Source organism: Sphingomonas sp. (assembly GCF_035758555.1).
GTDB lineage: Bacteria > Pseudomonadota > Alphaproteobacteria > Sphingomonadales > Sphingomonadaceae > Sphingomonas_B.
The window spans coordinates 1-6155 of record NZ_DASTXI010000250.1 but is presented as its reverse complement, the minus strand read 5'-3'; the positions used below and the strand labels follow the sequence as shown (position 1 = coordinate 6155).

Sequence of the window (6155 nt, the reverse complement as noted above, 5' to 3'; positions counted from 1 at the left end):
CACGGCCGGGATCATCATGGCGCCGAGCCTCGATTACATGCATCGGGCGTGGCTCGATGCGTCGGTGGACGGCTGGGCCAAGCGGCCGATCATCGAGATGCTGATCCCCTCGACGCTCGATCCGAGCCTCGCGCCCAAGGGGAACCATGTCGCGAGCCTGTTCTGCCAGCACTTCCGCTACGACCTCGGGGAAGGGAGGAGCTGGGACGACGAGCGCGAGAAAGCGGCTGACCACATCATCGCGACGGTGGATGCGCACGCGCCGGGGTTCGCCAAGTCGGTGATCGGGCGGCAGATCCACTCGCCACTCGATCTCGAGCGCCGGTTCGGGCTGATCGGCGGGGACATCTTCCACGGCAAGATGGGGCTGGACCAATTGTTCAGCGCCCGGCCGATGATCGGCGCGGCCGATTACCGGATGCCGCTCAAGGGCCTGTACCTGTGCGGTTCGGGCGCGCACCCGGGCGGCGGGGTGACGGGCGCGCCGGGGCACAATGCGGCGAAGGCGGTGCTGGCGGACCGGCGGTTCTGGAAACGGCGCATATGACGACGGACCTTTACCCGCTCATCCTGAGTAGCGCCGGAGGCGCGTATCGAAGGACGACCCGTGCTTCGATACGCCGCTTGCGCGGCTACTCAGCATGAGCGGGTTCGAGTAGCGGCGATGAACAATCCGCTCGAAGGGATCAAGGTCCTCGATCTCAGCCGCGTGCTCGCGGGGCCGTGGTGCACGCAATTGCTCGCCGACCTCGGGGCCGAAGTGATCAAGATCGAGCGCCCCGGCGCGGGCGACGACACGCGGCACTGGGGCCCGCCGTGGCACGGGGAAGGAGAGGACCGCGTCGCGGCCTACTTCCTCAGCTGCAACCGGGGGAAGAAGTCGGCGGCGATCGATTTCGGCCAACCAGAGGGCGCCGCGCTGGTCAGCAAGCTGGCCGAGCAGTCGGACGTGGTCATCGAGAATTTCAAGGTCGGCGGTCTGCAGAAATTCGGGCTCGATCCCAAGTCGCTGCGCGCTGCCAATCCGCGTCTGATCTACGCCTCCATCACCGGCTTCGGGCAAGACGGCCCCTACGCCGACCGCGCCGGCTACGATTATATCATCCAGGGCATCGGCGGGCTGATGAGCATCACCGGCTTGCCCGACGGCCTTCCGGGTGGCGGGCCGATGCGCGTCGGGGTCGCGGTCGTCGACCTGTTCACCGGCCTCTACACCTGCGTCGCGATCCTTGCCGCCTTGTACCAGCGCGAGAGAACGGGGGAGGGCGTGCATATCGACATGGCGCTGTTCGATACGCAGCTGGCGATGCTCGCCAACCAGGCGTCGAACGCCCTGATTTCCGGCAAGGACCCGCCGCGGCAGGGCAATACGCACCCGAACATCGTGCCTTATCAGCCGTTCGACGCCGCCGATCAGCCGATCATCATCGCGGTCGGCAACGATCGGCAGTTCGCGCGGCTGGCGGAGATGTGCGGGCATCCCGAATGGACCCGCGACGATCGGTTCGCCTCCAACGCGGCGCGGGTCGCCCATCGCGAGGAGATGGTACGGCTGGTGGCCCAAGCGATCGCGCAGAAGCCTGCGGCAGAGTGGCTTGAGCAGCTGGAGGCCGCGGGAATCCCCGCGGGACCGATCAACCGGATCAGCCAGGCGCTAGGTGACGTGCAGGCGCAGCACCGTCAAATGGTCCGCACGCTCGCCGGAATTCCGCTGGTCGGCTCGCCCGTCCGGATGGACGGCGCGCGGGCGGATTCGGACCTGCCGCCGCCCGCGCTCGGCGAACATACCGACGAGGTGCTCGCAGGTCTCGGAGTCGCGGCCGACGAGGCAGCGCGGCTGAGGGCCGAAGGCGCGGTCGGCTAGTCGGCGTTATTTCGCCGAGGCCGATTTCACCAGCAGGTCGAGCTGCTTCTCGCAGCCGTTCGCGATCAGCACCTTGGCGGCGCCGACGAGATCGGCCGGCGGCGACTGGATCAGGACGACGTCGAGGCTGCTGCTGTCGCCCGTGCCCGGCCATTCGACCTGGTAGGTCGCGCCGCTCTTGACGGGCATCGCCGACGGCCAGGCGGCGAGCGCCTTGCCGGCCGCCCAGCTCAGCTCCTGCGACTTGCCGTCGGGAGAGCGGATGGTGACCTTCGTGTCCGCCTCGCTGTCCGGTCGCCACAAGTTCAGCTTGGACGCCGCGTTCACGCAGACTCGGCCGCCCTGCGTCACGTCGATGTCCCAGATGCTCGGATCGTGCGCGACCTCGGCGGCACGCAGCGCCCCGAAGCGGCCCCGCTGACCCGCCGCCGAGGCGAGGCTGACCTGCCCCGCGTCGAAGCTGCCCGGGCCGCGCAAAGTTTGCGCAGCGCTCGGGCCGAGCACGGTCACGACATCGCCGCCTTGAAGCGTGATCTTGGCGCTCGGCGGAAGCGTCTTGCCCGGCGGATAGGCCTTGGAGGACGGGCCGAGCGACTTCACGACGACCACATTGGCCAGCGCCGCGGTTGATCCGACGGCGAACGCAAGTGCTGCGCCCCACAGCATAGCTTTCCCACGCATCTTCAAGCTCCCTCGTCCTTTAAATTCGCAGCAGTCGAATTTGCCCCGCGCCCATCGGGCAGCGGCCGAGTCGGACCAACGTGTGGCTTTGACGTCACAATTAACCCTGCGTTCGCACGCGGTCAATTAAACGGCGTCAAATTTCTGCGAAGTTCAAGCGGTTCGCGGTGCGCGTTTGCCCGTCGCGGCACGACCGAGGATCGACTCCAGAGCTTCGATCCGGCGGCAATTGTCGGCGATGAGGTCGGTGACCTCGGCTTCGCGCGCTTCGCGCTTGATCACCGTGCGGATGGCGCGGGCGATGCCTTCGGAGACATCCTTCAGCGCCTTCTGCTCTTCGCGGCTGGGGATCGATCCGTCCGGGCGCGGACCGACGAGCAGGTAACCGATCGGCTCCTCCTTGTCCGAGCTCGGCACCAGCGGGACGCGGATCGGGAACATCTTGTCCGCCGACTCGCAAATGTCGCTCTTGTAATCCTGGGCGAACACGGACGTGCGCCAGGCCTCGACTTCGTCGGTGGTCAGCCCGCGGACGCTCATCACGCACCCGTTCACGATCATCGCCGCGTGGACCGAGCGCACGCCGCGATCGACCTGGGCGAGAATTTCCTCGAGCATGTCCCCGAGCGACGCGGTCTCGCGCAGGTCGCGGACGCTCTCGGGCAGGTCCTCGCGCAGCAGGAACAGGTTCCTCTGGAAGCGTCGCTCGGACCAGCGCTGAATTCGCTCCTGGACCGGGTTGACCATCACCGTCGAAATCGCGGCGGCGATGATCACCGGGCCTTCGCTGTTGGTGTTGCCGTAATAATTGTAGATGATCTGCTTCAGCGCATCGGCGAGGCTGGCGAACACCGCGACGATGACCAGGGTGATCAGCGCGAAATTCGCCGAGCGGCTGATCACGATCTCCGCGTCGTAGAGACGGTAGCGCAGAAGCGCGATCAGAAGCCCGATCTGCAGCAGCAGCACCGCGAGCGCGAACGCCACTCCGGCCGACATTTCGATCAGCAGCTGGTGACCGAAGCTGTCGGCGGACCATTTGAGATAATCGGCGATGATCGAAAGGCAGCGCAGCACGGCATAGGCGCTGATCCCGAACAGCGCCCAGCGGATCTGTTGCCGCTGATCGCTCGAGTCCGTCTGCCGGAGCCGCCGCACCATCATCAGCACTCCGACGATCATGCAGGAGATGAAATAGCTGTGATACGGCGTTCCCTGCATGAACATCAGCAGCGGCACGCAGGCGATCAGCGCTACGATGCGCCAGGACAGATTGCCATGCGGGAACAGCATGATCCCGGTGAGCAGGAGGACGTTGCCGAGGTCGTAGATGGCGACGTTGACCGGTCGCGGGATGCCGATCGTGGCGAGGAACACCGACGAGGGCTGCTCGGCCGCGATGTTGAGGAGGACGGCGAGCGACAGCAGCGAGCTGACGACGTCGCGTGCGTTGCGCCGGTGCAGCAGCCACGCCGCCCACAGCAGGAACGGGTAGAACAACACCTGCAACAGGTCGATGAAGCTCAGCAGCTTGGGCGAGATGCCGAGTGTGCGCGCGCCCGCGTCGATATGCTGCTCGCCGGTCGTGACGGTGACGTCGCGCACCCTGCCATCGGAATCGCGAACCGTCAGCGGCACCTCGGACTGGTCGCCGCCGAAGAGCAGGTTCCCCATCGCAATATAGGCAGGATCGTTGGCGTGCTGCGCGAGCGCTTCCTCGTTGACCGGCATGGTCTTGGGGAGGGGCAGACCGTAGATCGCGATGATGTGGTCGCCGGCGCGGATTCCGGCTTTCTCCGCGTCCGGGCCCACGGTGAAGCGCACCAGGGTCGCGTCGCGCGGCGATACCGCGAAACCGGCGCGGCTGCCGAGCAGCAGCTGCGAATTGTTGGACGGCTCGGTATAGCGGTGGTGGAAGCCGACCACCGGCCCGACGACCGCCAGCAGGAAAGCGAACAGCCAGAGGGCGGTGAACAGCCGGTAGGTGAGGGTGTTGAACGGGGGAACGACCGGAGGCAGGCGGAAGCCGCCTTTCAACGTCTGATCGGTCCTGGGCAAGGCAAGCTGCATCCCCCGTCAGCTCCGGCCGCGGTTAACTTTGCGCTATCATGGGCGGCGCGAGGGCCGCAAGCAATCGCTAAGTGCTTGAGGCGTCTTCGCTCTCGATGCCCTGCTCGCCGTAGCGCGACTTGATGAAGCGCCCTTGCGTCTCGAACGCGGCGAGATCGGTGCGGGCGAGCTGCTCGGAGACTTCGGAGAGCGCGGCGCGCGCAGCGGCGAGGCTTTCCACCAGGCGTTCGTCGACCGTCTTGCCTTCGCCGTCGCGCTCGCCGCGGTAGGCGGGCGGAACGTTGGCGTAGCGGTCGATCAGCCCGGGAAGGTGGATCGACATCAGCCGTCTTGCGTCCTGCGCCTGCGGATCGAGTGTTTCGACGCGCTCGAGGCTCTGCTTCAGGGACGGCAGGACGGCGCTGATCGAATCGAGCTGGGCCTGAGCCGGCGCGGGCAGCACGCGACGGACGCGGACGATGTAGGAATCGAACCGGTCGACCATCGCTCCGTTGGGGAGATCGGGCGCCGGCGCGGGAGCGCTGACGGCCCCGCGGCCGCCGCGGAACAGGAAGATCGCAGCAACGACGGCAGTGGTCAGCAAGGCGATGAGAAAGCCGGTCATTCCGATCGGCCTGACCATTCCGATGACGAAAGCCGCGATCCACACGGCGATGACCGCGATTCCGATCCGGGCCGCCGTTCGCCCCAGCCCGGCATTCAGCCTTTGTCGGTCACGCTGCGCGGCCTGCTGCGCCGCTCCGCCTCGAGCATCGAGCCGGGCCATGACATCGGTGGCGTGCGCCATCACGCGCTGGGCGCGGTCCATCACCTCGGTGTGATCGACTTCCTTCACTTCGCCTCGAGCGGGACCAGCGGTGAGGCGGCTGGGGCAGCGAGCTTGCCTTGGCTGACGCCCTCTGCCCGCGCGATATAGCCCTTCGACTTCTCGACTTCCTTGCCGAGCGTCTCGACGGTCTGCTTCATGTTGCCGAGCGCCTGCATCTTGAACTGGTCGATCTGGTCCATCGTATCGTAGATGTTCTGGAAGGCGCGCTGCAGCGTTTCGAGCGGAATGGTTGACGAAGCGGCCTGCTCGTGGATCGCGCCGGTCTGGGTGCGCAGCATCTCGCCGGTGGAATCGATCATCCCCGCGGTCGTGGTGTTGAGCGCGCCGATCTGCTCCAGCACCAGCTTCTGGTTGCTCATCGCCTGGGCGACGGTGACCGCGGTGCGCAGCGCCGCGACGGTAGTGGTCGAGGCTCGGTCGACGCCCTTCACCAGCTCGACATTGTTCTTCTTGACGAGGTCGAGCGCGAGATAGCCCTGAACGGTGACCGCCATTTGCGTGAGGAGGTCGGTCGTCCGCTGGCGTGTGTAGAACAGCGCCGTCTCGCGGATCGCCTTGGCCTTCGCCGGATCGGTCGCGTCGAGATCGTTGGCCTTGTCCTCGAGCTTCTGGTCGAGCTCCTTCGAGATGTGAACCATCTGCTCGAGCTTGTGCATCGTCTTCCACAGGTTCGCGCGCTCGGTGTCGATCGCCGCATTGTCCATCAGAAGC

The 6155-nt window shown here is 66.4% G+C and carries 5 protein-coding genes and 1 pseudogene; 2 read left to right on the top strand and 4 right to left on the bottom strand.

Features of this window, described 5'->3' with window-relative positions; genetic code table 11:
* Positions 1–547, top strand: a pseudogene (locus VFT73_RS15140) (NAD(P)/FAD-dependent oxidoreductase); the annotation flags it as partial.
* Between the two features lie 117 nt (positions 548–664).
* Positions 665–1864 (top strand): CaiB/BaiF CoA-transferase family protein, encoded by a 1200-nt coding sequence (locus tag VFT73_RS15135; protein ID WP_326412943.1) that lies wholly within the window; start codon positions 665–667, stop codon positions 1862–1864.
* A gap of 6 nt (positions 1865–1870) precedes the next feature.
* On the opposite strand, the gene VFT73_RS15130 is transcribed toward VFT73_RS15135, so the two are convergent.
* The 4 genes from VFT73_RS15130 to VFT73_RS15115 all read right to left on the bottom strand — a co-directional run.
* A complete protein-coding gene (locus VFT73_RS15130) occupies positions 1871–2545 on the bottom strand; it encodes a hypothetical protein (protein ID WP_326412940.1) in 675 nt (224 codons plus the stop codon).
* A 153-nt stretch (positions 2546–2698) separates the two neighbouring features.
* Complete coding sequence (locus tag VFT73_RS15125; protein ID WP_326412938.1) at positions 2699–4603, bottom strand: hypothetical protein; 1905 nt, start codon at positions 4601–4603, stop codon at positions 2699–2701.
* A 79-nt stretch (positions 4604–4682) separates the two neighbouring features.
* A complete protein-coding gene (locus VFT73_RS15120; RefSeq protein ID WP_326412936.1) occupies positions 4683–5450 on the bottom strand; it encodes a hypothetical protein in 768 nt (255 codons plus the stop codon).
* Positions 5447–6155: toxic anion resistance protein (locus VFT73_RS15115; RefSeq protein ID WP_326412934.1), on the bottom strand; the 709-nt coding region annotated here is incomplete at its 5' end. The genes VFT73_RS15120 and VFT73_RS15115, both read right to left, overlap by 4 nt.

Excerpts from the sequence above, each read along its gene's own strand:
- VFT73_RS15130 (WP_326412940.1), bottom strand. The coding sequence starts at position 2,545 with ATGCGTGGGAAAGCTATGCTGTGGGGCGCAGCACTTGCGTTCGCCGTC.
- VFT73_RS15135 (WP_326412943.1), top strand. The coding sequence starts at position 665 with ATGAACAATCCGCTCGAAGGGATCAAGGTCCTCGATCTCAGCCGCGTG.